Origin of the sequence: Hamadaea sp. (genome assembly GCF_013362815.1) — a bacterium.
Classification (GTDB): domain Bacteria; phylum Actinomycetota; class Actinomycetes; order Mycobacteriales; family Micromonosporaceae; genus Hamadaea.
In genome coordinates this window covers 1-14,157 of the sequence record NZ_JABFVK010000060.1, presented here as the reverse complement: position 1 = coordinate 14,157, position 14,157 = coordinate 1, and the positions used below count along the sequence as shown (strand labels likewise).

At 70.3% G+C, this 14,157-nt stretch carries 17 protein-coding genes and 1 pseudogene; 13 read left to right on the top strand and 5 right to left on the bottom strand.

Annotation, left to right across the window (positions count from 1 at the left end; translation table 11 throughout):
- Positions 1–2 precede the first annotated feature (2 nt).
- Positions 3–770 carry a M15 family metallopeptidase gene (locus tag HOV77_RS25780; protein ID WP_290865989.1) on the top strand — a complete coding sequence of 256 codons (768 nt, stop codon included), beginning with the start codon at positions 3–5 and terminating at the stop codon, positions 768–770.
- Between the two features lie 19 nt (positions 771–789).
- On the opposite strand, the gene HOV77_RS25775 is transcribed toward HOV77_RS25780, so the two are convergent.
- From HOV77_RS25775 to def, 3 genes are read right to left on the bottom strand one after another with little or no spacing between them, the layout of a single operon-like run.
- Positions 790–2,181: a transcription antitermination factor NusB gene (locus tag HOV77_RS25775; protein ID WP_290865987.1), complete on the bottom strand. Its 1,392-nt coding sequence runs from the start codon at positions 2,179–2,181 to the stop codon at positions 790–792.
- Positions 2,181–3,107 carry a methionyl-tRNA formyltransferase gene (gene fmt / locus HOV77_RS25770; RefSeq protein WP_290865985.1) on the bottom strand — a complete coding sequence of 309 codons (927 nt, stop codon included), beginning with the start codon at positions 3,105–3,107 and terminating at the stop codon, positions 2,181–2,183. Before fmt ends, HOV77_RS25775 begins: the two co-directional genes overlap by 1 nt.
- A gap of 13 nt (positions 3,108–3,120) precedes the next feature.
- On the bottom strand, positions 3,121–3,693 hold the full coding sequence (gene def, locus HOV77_RS25765; RefSeq protein WP_290865983.1) for a peptide deformylase: 573 nt from the start codon (positions 3,691–3,693) through the stop codon (positions 3,121–3,123).
- Positions 3,694–3,756: 63 nt separating this feature from the next.
- Between def and HOV77_RS25760 the strand changes: the two genes are divergently transcribed.
- The 8 genes and pseudogenes from HOV77_RS25760 (at position 3,757) to HOV77_RS25725 (ending at position 10,539) form a co-directional block, all read left to right on the top strand.
- The gene (locus HOV77_RS25760; protein WP_290865981.1) at positions 3,757–4,116 is read left to right on the top strand and encodes a hypothetical protein; all 360 of its coding nucleotides are present in this window, start codon (positions 3,757–3,759) and stop codon (positions 4,114–4,116) included.
- Positions 4,117–4,152: 36 nt separating this feature from the next.
- Positions 4,153–4,806 carry a ribulose-phosphate 3-epimerase gene (gene rpe / locus HOV77_RS25755; RefSeq protein ID WP_290865980.1) on the top strand — a complete coding sequence of 218 codons (654 nt, stop codon included), beginning with the start codon at positions 4,153–4,155 and terminating at the stop codon, positions 4,804–4,806.
- 214 nt (positions 4,807–5,020) lie between these two features.
- Positions 5,021–5,986, top strand: a pseudogene (locus HOV77_RS25750) (response regulator); the annotation flags it as partial.
- A 163-nt stretch (positions 5,987–6,149) separates the two neighbouring features.
- Positions 6,150–7,214 (top strand): bifunctional diaminohydroxyphosphoribosylaminopyrimidine deaminase/5-amino-6-(5-phosphoribosylamino)uracil reductase RibD, encoded by a 1,065-nt coding sequence (gene ribD / locus HOV77_RS25745; RefSeq protein WP_290865978.1) that lies wholly within the window; start codon positions 6,150–6,152, stop codon positions 7,212–7,214.
- A gap of 2 nt (positions 7,215–7,216) precedes the next feature.
- A complete protein-coding gene (locus HOV77_RS25740; RefSeq protein ID WP_290865976.1) occupies positions 7,217–7,828 on the top strand; it encodes a riboflavin synthase in 612 nt (203 codons plus the stop codon).
- Entirely contained in the window at positions 7,825–9,051 is a 1,227-nt protein-coding gene (locus HOV77_RS25735; protein WP_290865974.1) for a bifunctional 3,4-dihydroxy-2-butanone-4-phosphate synthase/GTP cyclohydrolase II, read from the top strand. The genes HOV77_RS25740 and HOV77_RS25735 overlap by 4 nt, the downstream gene beginning before the upstream one ends.
- Positions 9,051–9,539: a 6,7-dimethyl-8-ribityllumazine synthase gene (ribH, locus tag HOV77_RS25730; protein WP_290865971.1), complete on the top strand. Its 489-nt coding sequence runs from the start codon at positions 9,051–9,053 to the stop codon at positions 9,537–9,539. Before HOV77_RS25735 ends, ribH begins: the two co-directional genes overlap by 1 nt.
- A 166-nt stretch (positions 9,540–9,705) precedes the next feature.
- Positions 9,706–10,539: a GerMN domain-containing protein gene (locus HOV77_RS25725; protein ID WP_290865969.1), complete on the top strand. Its 834-nt coding sequence runs from the start codon at positions 9,706–9,708 to the stop codon at positions 10,537–10,539.
- Here the strand turns inward: HOV77_RS25725 and HOV77_RS25720 are convergent.
- Positions 10,536–11,165 (bottom strand): MBL fold metallo-hydrolase, encoded by a 630-nt coding sequence (locus tag HOV77_RS25720; protein ID WP_290865967.1) that lies wholly within the window; start codon positions 11,163–11,165, stop codon positions 10,536–10,538. The two genes, HOV77_RS25725 and HOV77_RS25720, sit on opposite strands and share 4 nt — an antisense overlap.
- A gap of 85 nt (positions 11,166–11,250) precedes the next feature.
- Here HOV77_RS25720 and HOV77_RS25715 point away from each other — a divergent pair, with 85 nt between their 5' ends.
- The gene (locus HOV77_RS25715; protein WP_290865965.1) at positions 11,251–11,514 is read left to right on the top strand and encodes a phosphoribosyl-ATP diphosphatase; all 264 of its coding nucleotides are present in this window, start codon (positions 11,251–11,253) and stop codon (positions 11,512–11,514) included.
- Between the two features lie 48 nt (positions 11,515–11,562).
- Entirely contained in the window at positions 11,563–12,426 is an 864-nt protein-coding gene (gene hisG, locus HOV77_RS25710) for an ATP phosphoribosyltransferase (protein WP_290865963.1), read from the top strand.
- Positions 12,427–12,580: 154 nt separating this feature from the next.
- Here hisG and HOV77_RS25705 read toward each other — a convergent pair whose 3' ends face one another.
- Complete coding sequence (locus tag HOV77_RS25705) at positions 12,581–12,988, bottom strand: YidB family protein (protein ID WP_290865961.1); 408 nt, start codon at positions 12,986–12,988, stop codon at positions 12,581–12,583.
- Positions 12,989–13,083: 95 nt separating this feature from the next.
- On the opposite strand from HOV77_RS25705, the gene HOV77_RS25700 reads away from it, so the two are divergent.
- Both HOV77_RS25700 and infC read left to right on the top strand, forming a co-directional pair.
- Positions 13,084–13,566: a PH domain-containing protein gene (locus HOV77_RS25700; protein ID WP_290865959.1), complete on the top strand. Its 483-nt coding sequence runs from the start codon at positions 13,084–13,086 to the stop codon at positions 13,564–13,566.
- Between the two features lie 360 nt (positions 13,567–13,926).
- The coding region (gene infC / locus HOV77_RS25695; RefSeq protein ID WP_290866011.1) for a translation initiation factor IF-3 at positions 13,927–14,157 on the top strand (231 nt) is incomplete at its 3' end.

Genomic DNA, 14,157 nt, shown 5'->3' with positions numbered 1-14,157 from the left:
ACATGAAGCGGCCGCACGGGGTGAGTCTCGATCGCGCGCAGGAGAACGGCTGGGGATCCGGGTGGCCGCACTGTCAGACGAGCAAGATCGTCGAGGTCCGGGCCGGCGGAGTGAAGGTCAACGTACGCCGGGAGCTCGCAGAACTCGTGGCATTGCTGCTCAACGCGACGGTGGCGATGCACCACTACCGGCTCAAGGCGCACGACACGGGCGGATACAACTGCCGCAGCATCCGCAACAGCGACAAGCCAAGCAATCACTCGTGGGGGCTGGCGGTCGATCTGAACTGGAACGACAACCCGTTCCAGAAGCCGTTCAAGTCGAATCTGCCGGTCGGCGTCATTCCGATGTGGTGGAACTGCGGGTTCTACTGGGGCGGCTGGTATTCCACCAAGCCCGACCCGATGCACTTCGAGTACGTCTTCACCCCGGCCGACGTCCCGCGTCACCTGCGTAAGGCAAAGGAGCTCATCATGTCGTTCCGCGACGACGGCGACGCCCGCGTGCTCATGTGGCGGATCGAGGGCCTGCTCGCCATGCGGGAGACCATCGACAACCATGCGACCAACCCGAACGAGCCGAACAAGCTCGGCATGGCGGTCAACGCGATCGCGGCGGACGCGCGGAGGGCGGCTGACTCCGCCCGGGCGGCTCAGGCCGCGGCCGAAGCGGCCAAGGCGGCGGTGCTCGACCCCGCCGCGTTGGAGACGCTCCTCGAGCGCGTCGTACGCCGGGTCCTCGCCGAGCAGCCGCCCGCCCCACCGGCCTGATCTGCAGGAAGAACGCAGATCAGGCGCGGCGCAAAACCGCCAGGAACATGGCGTCCGTGCCGTGCCGGTGCGGCCACAGCTGCACAGTAGGCCCGCCTCCGAGTCCGGGCATCGCGGGAAGCAACGGCCGGGCGTCGACGAAGTCCATCGTGGACGGTGAGCGGCGAGCCGCCTCGACCACGCTGACCTGCGTCTCGACGACGTGCGGCGAACACGTCACGTACGCCACCAAGCCGCCGGGCCGGACGGCGCGGAAGGCCGCCCCGAGCAGTTCCCGCTGGAGCCGGGTCAACGGCGGCAGGTCGGACGGCTGACGACGCCAGCGCGACTCGGGCCGTCGCCGCAGGGAGCCGAGCCCGGTGCAGGGCGCGTCCACCAGTACGCGGTCGAAGCCCTCCTCCGGCAGCGCGGCATCGCGGCCGACTTCCCGGCCGTCGGTGCAGACCACGTCGACGGGCAGACCGCGTACGGCGAGCTCGACGAGGCGAGCCCGATGCGGCTGCACCTCGACGGCGGTCAGCCGTGCGCCTCGTTCGGCGGCCAGCGCGCCCAGCAGCCCGGCCTTGCCACCGGGTCCGGCGCACAGGTCGAGCCAGCGCTCGTCCGAGCCGTCCAGCTCCGCGTTGACCAGCGCCGCCGCGACAAGCTGCGAACCCTCGTCCTGCACGTGAGCCCGGCCGTCGCGGATCGCGGCGAGATCGCCGGGCGCGCCGCCGGACAGGTAGACCGCGTACGGCGAGAAGGCTCCGGGCGCGCCGTCGACCTCGTCGGCCAGGTCCACGGCGTCGGCCAGACCCGGTCGGGCGCACAGGTGCACCGGCGGCCGCTCGTTGTCTTCCGCCAGCAGTAGCGCGGTCTCGGCCAGGTCGCCGCCGAGCGCCTCGCTGAACGCGCGGACGATCCACTCCGGATGGCTCCAGGCCGCGGCCAGGTGGGCGATCGGGTCGTCGCCCGCGGGCGGCGCGACGACGCCGATCCACTCGTCGAAGGTCCGCTCGCTGACCCGGCGCAGCACCGCGTTCGCGAAGCCGATCGCACCCGGCGCGACCTCTCGCACCAGCTCCACCGTCTCGCCGACGGCCGCGTGCGGGGGCACTCGCGTCTGCAGAATCTGGTACGCACCCAGCCGCAACGCGTCGCGGGCGGGCGGATCGATGCGGTCGACGTCGCGACCGGCCGCCTCGGTGAGAATGAGGTCGATGGTGCCCTGACCCCGGAGCGTGCCGTAGGTGATCTCGGTGGCGAAGGCGGCGTCGCGTCCCATCAGCCCCCGATCCCGCAGGATCTGCGGCAGGACGATGTTCGCGTACGCACCGTCGCGGTGCACGGCCAGCAGCGCCTCGTAGGCGGCCACCCGGGCCGGGTCGATGGTGCTGCGGCGGCCGCCCCGCCGGTCGGAGGTCGCGCGCATCAGCCGAGCCTTTCCTGAGCCGTGACGTGCAGACCTCGGGCCCAGTCGGCGGCTCGCATGGCCTTCTTCCCGGCCGCGCGCACCTCCCCGAGGATCACCGGGTCGGTGGCGGTGCCGGCGAGCACCCGGTTCTTCTCCACGAGCAGATCGCCGGGCTCCAGCCGGGGACCACCGGGCAGCGGTGTGACCGGGCCGAGCTTCAGCCGCTCCGCACGGTGCAGAGTCCAGGCTCCCGGGTTGGGCGTGGCCGCCCGGATCCGCCGGTCGACGGCGAACGCCGGTTCGGTCCAGTGCACTTGAGCGTCCTCCACAGTGATCTTCGGGGCTACGGTGATGCCGTCCATCGGCTGCGGCACCGGAGTGACCGCGCCGGCCTCGATCGCGTCGAGCACGCTCACGAGCAGGCCGGCCCCGTCCACGGCAAGCCGTCCCAGCAGGTCGCCCGCGGTGTCGGTGAGCCGGATCTTCTCGGCCATGGTGCCGAACACGGGGCCGGTGTCGAGCCCCGCCTCCAGCTGGAACACCGATGCGCCGGTGATCTCGTCGCCGTGCCAGATCGCGTGCTGCACCGGAGCCGCGCCCCGCCAGGCGGGCAGCAGCGAGAAGTGCAGGTTGACCCAGCCGAACCGGGGGATCTGCAACGCAGCGGGCGGCACGAGCGCGCCGTACGCCACGACCGGCACACAGTCCGGTGCGAGGTCGGCGAGGCGGGCGAGGAACTCGGGGTCCTTCGGCCGTTCCGGGGTCAGCACCTCGATCCCGTGCTCGTCGGCCCAGGCTGCGGCAGGGGAGCGGACCACCCGGCGACCGCGTCCGGCGGGCGCATCGGGGCGGGTCACGACGGCTACCAGCTCGTGGTCCGAGGCGGCGATCGCGTCCAGGGACGGCAGGGCGACTTCGGGCGTACCGGCGAAGACGAGACGCATCAGCTCAGCCCCTTCAGCGCCCGAGCCCGAACGGGCTGGGACCGGTCTGCGGAAAGGCGCTGTGCGGGCTGACCTTGATCCGGGTGTTGGCCGGGTCGTACCAGTCGGCCCGGCGGATCTCCTTCAGCGCCTTCTTGCGCTCCTCGGTCTCGAGCCGATCGATGAAGATCACGCCGTCGAGATGATCGGTCTCGTGCTGTACGCAGCGCGCCATCAAGCCGGTTCCGACGATCTGGACCGGGTCGCCGTACTCGTTGAAGCCCTTGGCCACGACGTTCTGCCGCCGCTTGGTGTCGAAGTAGAGGCCGGGCAGCGAAAGGCAGCCCTCCTGGCCGTCCTGCTCCTCGGCGTCGGGGAACTCCAGCACCGGGTTGATCAGGTGCCCGACGACATCGTCGACGTCGAAGGTGAACACCCGCAGCCCGACGCCGATCTGCGGGGCGGCCAGCCCGGCTCCGCCGTTCTTCCGCATCGTCTCCACGAGGTCGGCGACGAGCCGCCGCAGCTCGGAGTCGAAGTCGGTGACCGGGTCTGCCGGCGTACGCAGAACCGGGTCGCCGAAGTAGCGGATGGGCTGGACGGTCACGTCGGAGGTCTCCTTTGACGGTGCGGCAGGTGATGTTCAGTCTACGGACTCCCGGGATGTCCGATGGACGACTGCGCGGCCATGCCGTCGAGGCTTACAGTTTGCGGGGAGATGGAGGTTTACATGACTTTTGTACAGATCGTCGAATACGAGACCGACCGCGCAGACGAGATCGCGGCCCTCATGGGCAAGCGTCGCGACGATGCCATGGCTTCCGGTGAACGGCCGCCGTTCACCCAACTGCTGGTCACTCAGGATCGGGACAACCCGAAGCGCTACCTGAGCATCATCGAGTTCCCGTCGTACGACGAGGCGATGGCCAACAGCGGCCGGCCCGAGACCGATGCGATGGCCAAGGAGCTGACCGCCCTGTGCACGCGCGGCCCGATCTATCACAACCTCGAGGTGATCGACCGCGCCTGAATCCGCGCGCGAGACCGCGCCGACTAGGCTGAGCGCGTGACGCCGATCATCGCGCCCAGCCTGCTCGCCGCCGACTTCTCCCGGCTGGCCGAGGCCGCCCAGGCCGTCCACTCCGACGCCGACTGGCTGCACGTCGACGTCATGGACTACCACTTCGTCCCGAACCTGACGATCGGGCTGCCGGTCGTGCAGAGTCTCCGGGCGGCGACAGACAAGCCGCTGGACTGCCATCTCATGATCGAGGCGCCGGACCGCTGGGCCGTCGGGTACGCCGAAGCCGGCGCGTACAACGTGAGCTTTCACGTGGAGGCGGCAGCCGATCCGATCGCGTTGGCCAAGAACCTGCGGGCGGCCGGCTCGAAGGCGGGGCTGGCGGTCGACCGGGACACCCCCATCGAGCCTTACCTGGAGCTGCTCCCGCACTTCGACACGCTCCTGATCATGACGATCAAGGCCGGCTTCGGCGGCCAGAAGTTCCTGCCGGAGACCCTCGACAAGGTACGCACCGCGCGCCGCCATGCCGACGCCGCGGGCCTGGAGATCCGGTTCGAGGTGGACGGTGGGATCGCCGCCGACACGATCGAGCAGGCCGCCGCGGCCGGTGCGGACGCGTTCGTCGCCGGGACCGCGGTGTTCGGCGCGGCCGACCCGGCGGAGGCCTGCCGCCGCCTGCGCGCCCTGGTCGACTAGTCGACCCCGGCCGTCGAAGCCGACCCGGCCGTCGAAGCCGGCACCGTCGGCCGGCCGAAAGAGCGCATCGTCAGCTGAGTCGCCTGACCCGATCTGCCGGATGCGAATCAGCCGGAAAGCGAAGAATTTCGACGCGGATCACCGATCCGCTCGCGCGCTGCCGAAGTAGACTTCGATCACGCCAGTTGGTGCGCGCGGGATAGCATGCACCACAATGGACAGTGGGGTCGGCTTGGGTTTCCCGGGACACGGCGGCGACGCCGAGGTCATCCTGGTCGTGGACGACGACCGCGACATCGTGCGGTTCGTCGAGGTGAACCTGCGCCTGCACGGTTTCGAGGTCATGACCGCCCATGACGGGGAACAAGCCCTGGCGGTGATCGAGCAGCGGCGGCCCGATCTGGTGATTGTGGACCTGATGATGCCCACTTTGGACGGCATCGGGCTGACCCGGCGGCTGCGGGCCGATCCGCTGATGGCGGCGCTGCCCATCATCATGCTGACCGCCCGGGCGATGACCGCCGACAAGGTGCTCGGCCTGTCCGCCGGGGCCGACGACTATCTGGTCAAGCCGTTCGACACCCTGGAACTGGTCGCCCGGGTCCGCTCGACCCTGCGGCGCAACCAGGAGTACCGCGAGGTGTCCCCGCTGACCGGGCTGCCCGGCAACACCCGCATCCTCCGCGAGGTCTCCGACCGGGTGCAGAGCGGCTGCGACTACGCCGTCTGCTACATCGACGTCGACCGGTTCAAGACGGTCAACGACGCGTACGGGTTCGGCCGGGGCGACGAGTTCATCACCGCGCTCGCCCGATCGCTGCACCGGGCGGTGGCCGAGGCCGGTCTGCCCCCGGTGTTCCTCGGCCACGTCGGCGGCGACGACTTCGTCCTCGTGCTCACCCCCGAACAGGTACGCCCCGTGACCACCCGATCGGTGGAACTGTTCGAGGCCGCGGCGGACGATCTCTACGAGCCGGAGGCGGCCGCTCGCGGCTATCTGGAGCTGACCGATCGCCGGGGCAACGTGAAGCGGGCCGCCCTGGTCACGCTCTCGGTCGGGGTGGCGCTGTCGACCGCCCGCCCGTTCGGCGATCCGCGCGAGGTGATCGCGGCGGCGTCGGAGATGAAGACGGTGGCCAAGTCCCAGCCGGGCTCGTTCGTGGCGATCGACCGGCGCCGGATGGACGACGAGCCCGAGGGCGGCGGCTTCGGCGACTACAGCACGCCGCCGCACGGCATACCGCTGCCCCGGACACCCGCCGAGTACGGCGCTGAGCTGTGATCAACGTATCCCGGGCAGCCCGGGGCTGACCCCGGTCGACGGCCTGCGGGAAGATGTGCCCATGACGGAGGCCACACCCGCCGAGCACGCCGCGATGGCCCGGGCGATCGAACTCGCCGCCCGCGGTCTCGGCACGACCAGCCCCAACCCCGTGGTGGGCTGCGTGATCCTGGACAGCTCGGGGGAGGTGGCCGGCGAGGGGTTCCACGCGTACGCCGGGGGCCCGCACGCCGAGATCGTGGCGCTCGCCCAGGCCGGGGAGCGAGCCAAGGGCGGCACGGCGGTCGTGACCCTGGAGCCGTGCAACCACACGGGGCGGACCGGCCCGTGCAGTCAGGCCCTGATCCGGGCCGGAGTCGCGCGCGTGGTGATCGCGGTCCTCGACCCGACCGACGCCGCCAAGGGTGGTGCGGAGACCCTCCGGGAATCCGGCGTGCAGGTCGTGTCCGGCGTACGCGAAGCCGAGGCGACCCGGGGCAACGTCATGTGGCTGTCCTCCGTGCGCCGTAAGCGCCCGTACCTCATCTGGAAGTTCGCCTCCACAGTGGACGGCAGGTCGGCGGCCGAGGACGGCACCAGCATGTGGATCACCTCCGAGGCGTCCCGGATGGACGTGCACGCGCTCCGGGGCACCGTCGACGCGATCATCGTCGGCGTCGGCACGGTCATCGCCGACGACTCACGACTGACCGCTCGCAATCTCCGGGATGGCAGTCTCGCCATCCGCCAACCCCTTCGCGTCGTCGTGGACTCCGTCGGGCGTACCCCTGAAAGCGCGAAGGTCAGGGACGGCGCGGCCGCGACCTGGATCGCGACCTCCGCCGAGGTCGGCGCGGACGGTGACGGGCGGGTGGACCTGGTGGCGCTGATGAGCCGGATGTATGAGCGAGGCGTGCGCAGCGCGTTGCTGGAGGGTGGGCCCACGCTGGCCGGGGCGTTCCTCGCGGCCGGGCTCGTCGACAAGATCATCGGGTACGTGGCGCCCAAGCTCCTGGGCGCGGGCCCGGCTGCGTTGATGGGCGCCGGTGTGAAGACCATCACCGAGGCGATCGAACTCGATGTCACCGACGTTGACCGGGTTGGACCGGATCTCCGGATCACCGCCGTGCCGAAGAGGGAGAATTAGGCGTGTTCACCGGCATTGTCGAGGAGCTGGGCGAGGTCGTCGAGCTCACCTGGAAGGGCGAGGGCGCGCGGCTGGCGATCAAGGGTCCGGTGGTGACCGCGGACGCGGGCCACGGCGACTCGATCGCGGTCAACGGCGTCTGCCTGACCGTTGTGGAGAACCTGGGCGAGGTCTTCACCACCGAGGTGATGAAGGAGTCCTTCGACCGAAGCTCGCTCGGCGGGCTCAAGGTCGGCGACCGGGTCAACCTGGAACGGGCCGTGAAGGTCTCCGACCGGCTGGGCGGGCACATCGTGCAGGGGCACGTCGACGGCGTCGCGACGATCACCGAGCGCGTCCCCGGCGACCTGTGGGAGACCGTGCGGTTCACTCTTCCGGAGGATCTTTCCCGGTACGTGGTGGAGAAGGGCTCGATCACGGTCGACGGAATCTCGCTCACTGTGACCGAGATCTCCGAAGTTGCGTTCGCCGTGAGCCTGATCCCCACCACACTAGAGGTGACGACCTTGGGTCGCAAGGGCGTGGGTGACCAGGTCAACCTAGAGGTCGACGTGATCGCCAAGTACGTCGAGAAGCTCGTGAGCACGGGCGCCACCGGAGGGAACCGGGCATGACGTTGTCCTCGATCGAGACCGCGATCGCCGAGATCAAGGCGGGCCGGGCCGTCGTCGTCGTGGACGACGAGGACCGTGAGAACGAGGGCGACCTGATCTTCGCCGCCGAACTGGCCACGCCCGAGCTGATGGCCTTCACCGTCCGCTACACCTCCGGCTACATCTGCGCCCCGATCCTGGAGGCCGACGCCGACCGGCTGGACCTGCCGCCGCAGTGGCACACCAACCAGGACCGGCGGGGGACGGCGTACACGGTCACCGTCGACGCTCGCGAAGGCGTCAGCACCGGCATCTCCGCCGCCGACCGGGCGCACACGATCCGGCTGCTCGCCGACCCCATGACCCGGCCCAGTGACCTGTCCCGGCCCGGGCACGTGGTGCCGCTGCGGGCCAAGTCCGGCGGTGTGCTGCGCCGCCCCGGGCACACCGAGGCCGCCATCGACCTCGCCACCCTCGCCGGGCTGCGCCCGGCCGGCGTGCTCTGCGAGCTGATCAACGACGACGGCACGATGATGCGGCTGCCCGAGCTGACCGCGTTCGCCGCCGAACACGGGCTGGCGCTGATCTCCATCGCCGACCTCATCGAGTATCGGCGGCGTACCGAACGGCTGGTCGAGCGGATCGCCGGAGCTCGTCTGCCCACCGAGTTCGGCGAGTTCACCGCCGTCGGCTACCGGGCCACCAACGACAACGCCGAGCACATCGCGCTCGTCTTCGGCGAGCTCGGCGACGGCCAGGACATCCTGGTCCGGGTGCACTCCGAGTGCCTGACGGGCGACGTGTTCGCCTCGTTGCGCTGCGACTGCGGCCCGCAGCTGCACGCCGCGCTCCAGCGGGTCGCCGAGGAGGGCCGCGGCGTCGTGCTCTACATGCGCGGGCACGAGGGACGCGGGATCGGGCTGCTGCACAAGCTTCAGGCGTACCAGTTGCAGGACGGCGGACGAGACACTGTGGACGCCAACCTGGACCTCGGGCTGCCGGCCGACGCCCGCGACTACGGCACCGGCGCGCAGATCCTCTACGACCTCGGCGTACGCACGATGCGCCTGCTCACCAACAACCCGGCCAAGCGCGCCGGGCTCGAAGGCTACGGGCTGTCCATCGTCGGCCGGGAGCCGCTGCCGGTCCGCCCGCACCCGGAGAACCTGCGCTACCTGCAGACCAAGCGGGACCGCATGGGTCACCTGATCGACCTCGAACCGCCGACTGAAGGAGTCGCCTGATGGCCGGATTCGGCGCGCCGGACGACAGTGCGGTGGACGCGCACGGGCTGACGCTCGGCATCGTCGCGACTCGCTGGAACGGCGAGCTGGTCGACCAGATGCTCACGCGCGCGCTGGCGGCCGCCAAGGCCAGCGGCGTCGACGACGTGGAGGTGCACCGGGTCGCCGGCTCGGTGGAGATCCCGGTGGTCGCGCAGGCGCTGGCCGCCCGCAAGGACGCCGTGGTCGCGCTGGGCGTCGTCATCCGCGGCGACACCCCGCATTTCGACTACGTCTGCCGCTCGGTCACCGACGGGCTGACCCGGATCGCGCTCGACGAGCACACCCCGGTCGGCCAGGGCGTGCTCACGGTCAACACGATCGAGCAGGCGCGCGACCGGGCCGGGCTGCCGGCCGCCGACGGCTTCCCCGGCTCGGCCGAGGACAAGGGCTGGGCGGCCACCGTCGCCGCCCTCGACGCCGCCGTCACGCTGCGCTCCCTCCGCTGACCGCTTTCGCGCCGCCGCTTTCGCGTTGCCCGCCGCCGCTTTCGCGTTGATCATGAACCTAGGGTCCGGTTCGTCGGCGTGTCGGCACCCTCAAGCTCATGATCAACCGCGCGTTGTCCTAGATACGTCACTGGCGTCCGGTCCGCCGGCGGCGTTCACTAGAGGCATGCGCCGCGTCGTCGCATCGCTCGCCGCCCTGGCCCTCGCCGGGTGCACGCCCACGCCGGCACCCTCGCCCTCCGCGTCACCGCCTGCCCAGTCGACCGGTCCGTCGGCCTCACCCGCCACGGCTTCACTTGCGGTCTACTACACGCTTTCCGACAGGGGTACGCCGAAACTAGTGCGCGAATTCCACCGGTTGGCCGGCGCAGTCGACACGCCCGCCGGGAAGACCACGGCGGCGGTGGCGGAGATGCTGCGCCCGACCGCGTTCGATCCGGACTACAAGACGCTGTGGCCGGCGGGCGTACGCGTCCTCGGCAGTTCGGTCAGCGGCGACGAGGTGACGGTGGACCTCACCGGAGTCTCCGGCTCCGGCGGTCTCGGCGCGGAAGCCGAAGGTCAGGCGGTTCAGCAGCTCGTCTGGACGGCCACCGCGACCTCCGGGGCGTCGCGCGTACGGGTCCATGTGGACGGAGCCGCGGTGGAGACGCTGTTCGGCCACGTCTCCGTCAAAGACCCGGTACGCCGCGCGGCGGCGCTCGACACCCTCCACCGCGTCTGGGTCATCGCGCCGCAGCACGGCGAGACCGTCGGTCAGGACGTGACCGTGCACCTGGCCGGGATCGTCTTCGAGAACACGCTGAACTACGAGATCCTGCAGAACGGCAAAGTCGTCCGGCATGAGGTCGTCACGATGGACCCCGGAAGCCCGGCGATGGGGGAGAAGACGCTGACGGTGCGGTTGTCGCCGGGCACGTACGTGGTTCAGGCCTACGAGATCTCGATGGCCGACAGCAGTCGTCAGCACGTCGACAACCACACCTTCACCGTCGCTTAGAGATCGACTCCGGTCCCGACCGGGATCCGCGAGTACGCGGTCTGTCCCTTCAGATCCATCCACCGGTCGAACCCGGCGAAGCCGATGTCCTCCGAGAGCATCCGGTCGTGGATCGGGTGCGCCCGCTTCGGCGCGACCGCCCGGACGAAGTCCAGTGCCTCCCGCAGCTTGAGCCACGGCGCGGACGCCGGAACCAGCAGTACGCCGACCTCCGCCTCCGGCACGAACAGCGAGTCGCCCGGGTGGTAGAGCGCGCCCGCCGTGGTCCCGACGAGATACCCGACGTTGGCGCAGCCCGGCAGGCCCTCGTAGATCTCGGCGTGCTCGCCGCCGACGACCTGCACGTCGAACCCGGCCGCGGTGAAGGAATCGCCGGCCTGCACCGTCGTCACCGCGTCGCCCATCTTCTCCCGCAGCTCACCCGCGATGAGCTCCGGCGCGAAGACGCGGACGTCCTGCTGGGTCAGCCGCTCGGCGTCCACGTGATCGAAGTGCTCATGGGTGAGGAGTACGTCGGTGACCCCCTCGAAGACCTCCGGCTCGGACCACACGCCGGGGTCGATCAGCAGCGTCCGGTCGCCGTCGTGCAGGCGTACGCAGGCGTGCGTGAACTTGATCAACTGCATGGTGTCGAGCGTACGCCGTTCTCGCTCCGTGGAACCGGTCACGTCCTGGGTCGCGCCGCGGCCCCGGTCGGGCAGAATTGCGGGCGTGAAGACGTTCGAGGAGCTCTTCGAGGAGCTGCGGGCGAAGGTCGCCGCCGGTGACCCCGCGTCCGGGACGGTCAAGGCCGTCCGCGGTGGGGTGCACTCGGTCGGCAAGAAGGTGGTCGAGGAGGCCGCCGAGGCGTGGATGGCCGCCGAGCATGAGGGGCCCGACCGCGCCGCCGAGGAGATCTCGCAGCTGCTCTACCAGGCTCAGGTGCTGATGCTCGCGACCGGGATCGAGCTGAAGGACGTCTACCGACATCTCTAGATCGAAGGTTCGCCGTCCGGAGTAGACATCGATCTTAGGGAATAGAAAATGCTTCGCATCGCCGTGCCCAACAAGGGCACCCTGTCCAAGCCCGCCATCGAGATGCTGCGCGAGGCGGGCTATCGCCAGCGCTCCGACGACCGCGATCTGGCCTGCCTGGACACCGACAACGACGTCGAGTTCTTCTATCTGCGCCCGCGCGACATCGCGACCTACGTCGGCTCGGGCGACCTCGACCTGGGCATCACGGGGCAGGATCTCCTCGTCGACGGGGGCACCCCGGTCGAGCAGCTGCTGGAGCTCGGCTTCGCCGGGGCAACCTTCCGATTCGCCGCCCCCGCCGGAGCCGGCGCCGACCTGTCGTCGCTCGACTCGTCCTCGCTCGACGGCAAGCGAATCGCGACGGCGTACCCGGGACTGGTCGAGCGCTACCTCGACGAGCGCGACATCAAGGCGCGGGTCGTCGAACTCGACGGCGCGGTGGAAAACGCCGTACGCCTCGGGGTCGCCGACCTCATCGCGGACGTGGTCGCCACCGGCGCCACTCTCCGGCAGGCCGGTCTCGTCCCGATCGGCGACCCGATCATGGTCTCCGAGGCCGCGCTGATCCACCGGATCGGCGACGACCCCGGCCAGCCGCAGGTCGCCCAGCTCCTTCGCCGGCTCCAAGGCGTCCTGGTCGCGCGCCGGTACGTCATGCTCGCCTACGACTGCCGGGCCGACCGGCTCGACGAGGCCGTGGCGCTGACCCCCGGCATCGAGTCGCCGACGGTGAGCCCGTTGCACCGGGAAGGCTGGGTCGCCGTGCAGGCGATGGTCCAGCGCGCCGAGATGCACCGGATCATGGATGAGCTGTACGAGATCGGCGCGCGGGCCATCCTGGTGACCGACATCCACGCCTGCCGCCTCTAACACGCGCCGCGTCCGCCAGCCTGTCGATCATGCCCACACGGGATCGATCATGGGCTGGCGTACGCGACACGCCGGGCGATCATGCCCGAAAGTTCATGATCGCGCAGAAAGCGCCCACGGGCGGGGCGAGCGGCGCAGAAAGGGCCGGGCCGGGTCAGGCGGCGGGTTTCTGGGCCGCACCCATCAGCTGGCTCATGAGCTGCTGAAGGTCGGACGCCTGCGGCAGCTGCCCGTCCGGCGTGGCCGAGTTGACCAGCTGCGGCAGGACTTCGGCCAGGTCGTGCGCGGCCACTTCGGGCGAGACGCCGGCCGAGGCCGCCGCCGCGTCGATGTTGTCCTGGCCGAGCGCCTGGGCCATCTGGTTGCCGGTGACCGGGGAGTTCTGCCCGGTGCCGATCCAGGAATCGGCCTGCTGGCCGAGGCCGCCCTGACTGAGTTGTTCCAGCAGACCGTTGAGCTGCCCGCCCTGCTGTCCGCCCATCTTGCCCATGAGGCTGCTGAGCAGCTGGCGTACGGTCGGGTCGTTGAGCAGCTTCATGATCTGGTTCACATCGATAGCCATGCGCATATTATTGGCAAAAGCCGCATTCCCCGCGCCGGCTTCCGGCAAACCGCCCCGCGCGGGCGTACGCCGTGCTAAATGGCAGGATGGACGCCGTGGCAGCAACGGAGACGGTGATCATCGACATCCGGCCCAAGCGCGTACGCGTCGTAGCCTGGATCGCGGCGGCGGCGATCCTGGCGGTCTTCGCGGCGGTGGCGACCGCGCTGACCGGCTCGACCGGCGAGGGCAACGCAGTGTTCCGCCCGGGTGACCAGGCCGCCATGATCGGCCTCGGCGTCTGCGCCGCGTTGGGTGCGCTCGCCTTCGCCCGGCCCCGGGTGTGGGGCACCGAGCAGGGCATCCGCGTACGCAACGTGTTCGGCACCTACGACCTGCCGTGGAACGTGGTCCGGTCGGTCCGGTTCGAGCACGGCCACCCGTGGGCGCAGCTGGAGCTGCAGGACGACGACACGCTGTCGGTGCTGGCGATCCAGGCGGTCGACAAGGAGCACGCCGTCGCCGCGATCCGGGGTCTGCGCAGCCTTCATGCGGCCCACGTCACCGCACACGGTGGTACGCCCGATTCGCGGGCGTGAGCGCCGCCTGGTAAAGTTACCCAGTCGACCTTGCCGAGGCTGCCTTCACCATGTGGTGATCGGAGCATCGGCCACAAAGCGGAGCGCCTGCTCCCACCCGGTCACCTTGAGTGCATCGGGTCCGGTCACCGGCCTCGCGCCAGCGCCTCCGGGCGGTGTGCCGCCGAAGGCCCGGGTCGTGCGCCTGACGGCGTGCGTGGACCGGTCGAGCAGGCCCTGGCATACGCCGGGGCCTTCTGCTTTGGGCCACCGGGACACGCGTGAGCGGTTTCGGCGACCACAAAGACACGGTCCACGCCTTCGCACCTGCGAGGGAGCGGACGCCGAAGGTCGGCACGGACACTAGTTGGAGGAGGCCACATCAGCGTCGAGCCACGCGTCAACGATCAGATCAGGGCACGTGAGGTCCGTCTGGTCGGCCCTGAGGGTGAGCAGGTCGGCATCGTTCCGATCGAGCGCGCCCTGCAGTTGGCCGCCGACGTCGATCTGGATCTGGTCGAGGTCGCGCCGATGGCCCGCCCGCCCGTCTGCAAGCTCATGGACTTCGGCAAGTTCAAGTACGAGAGCGCGCTCAAGGCGAGGGAAGCCCGG